This is a genomic window from Xanthomonas sp. D-36-1, from assembly GCF_017746155.1.
GTDB lineage: Bacteria > Pseudomonadota > Gammaproteobacteria > Xanthomonadales > Xanthomonadaceae > Xanthomonas > Xanthomonas cissicola.
In genome coordinates, this window is sequence record NZ_JAGHWR010000126.1 from 1 (window position 1) to 1,439 (window position 1,439).

Annotated in this window: 1 protein-coding gene; it reads right to left on the reverse strand. The window is 63.5% G+C overall.

Annotated features, from left to right (window positions below):
- Positions 1-1,337: xylose isomerase (gene xylA, locus J7367_RS21870; RefSeq protein WP_057664302.1), on the reverse strand; the 1,337-nt coding region annotated here is incomplete at its 3' end.
- Positions 1,338-1,439 lie beyond the last annotated feature (102 nt).

Here is a 1,439-nt window from a genome sequence, read left to right on the forward strand (position 1 = left end):
CAACGCGTCAGATACTGATTGATCAGGTTTTCGTACGCTTCCTGGCGGCCGCTGATCTGCCGGGGCGCATTGCCGGCCGCATGCTTGGCCAGATCCGCCAGCGTGGTCTTGCCTGCGGCAAAGTCCGCGCCCGCGCCGCTGTCGAAGCTGGCGTAACGCTCGGCGCGCCACTGTTCCAGCGGCGAGGCGGTCAACAGCGCGTTGGCCACTTCCAGCCCGCGGGCGAACGCGTCCATGCCGCCGATGTGGGCCAGGAACAGGTCCTGCGGGTCGGACGATTCGCGACGCACCTTGGCATCGAAGTTCAGCCCGCCCGGTGCCAGACCGCCCTGCCGCAGCACCACCAGCATGGCGCCGACGGTGTCGTACAGATCGGTCGGGAACTGGTCGGTGTCCCAGCCGTTCTGCGGGTTGCCGCGGTTGGCATCGATGCTGCCGAGCAGGCCGGCATCGGATGCCACCTGCAGGTCGTGCTCGAAGCTATGGCCGGACAAGGTGGCGTGGTTGGCTTCGATGTTGAGCTTGAAGTCCTGATCCAGGCCATGCTGACGCAGGAAACCGATCACGGTCGCGCTATCAAAATCGTACTGGTGCTTCATCGGCTCCATGGGCTTTGGCTCGATCAGGAAGTTGCCCTTGAAGCCGATGCTGCGGCCGTAGTCGCGCGCCAGGGTGAGGAAGCGCGCCATGTTGTCCTGCTCGCGCTTCATCTGCGTGTTGTGCAGGCAGGCATAGCCTTCGCGCCCGCCCCAGAACACATAGTTCTCGCCGCCCAGCTCCACCGTGGCCTCGATCGCGGCCTTGACCTGCACCGCCGCACGCGCCACGACATTGAAGTCCGGGTTGGTCGAGGCACCATTCATGTAGCGCGGGTGCGAGAACAGGTTGGCCGTGCCCCACAGCAGCTTGATGCCGGTGTCGGCCTGGCGCTGCTTGGCGATGCCCACCATGTGCTTGAGGTTGCTCTCGTATTGGCCAATGTCATCGGCATCCGGCGACAGGTCGATGTCGTGGAAGCAGTAGTACGGCACGCCGAGCTTGGTGACGAACTCGAACGCCGCATCGGCCTTGGCTTCGGCACGGTTCAACGCGGTATCGCCCACATCCCACGGATACGCACGCGTGCCCGGGCCGAACGGATCGGCGCCATTGCCGCAGAAGCTGTGCCAGTAGGCCACGGCAAAGCGCAGATGCTCGGCCATGGTCTTGTCGCCGATGGTCTTGTTGGCGTCGTAGACCTTGAACGCGAGCGGGTTGTCCGAATCGCGGCCTTCGAAACCGATCTTGCCGATGCCGGGGAAATATTCTTTCGCGCCGATGTACACGGTGTTGCTCATGGGGTTGCTCAAGGACTTCACACCCCATGAGCAACACCGTGTACATCGGCGCGAAAGAATATTTCCCCGGCATCGGCAAGATCGGTTTCGAAGGCCGCGATT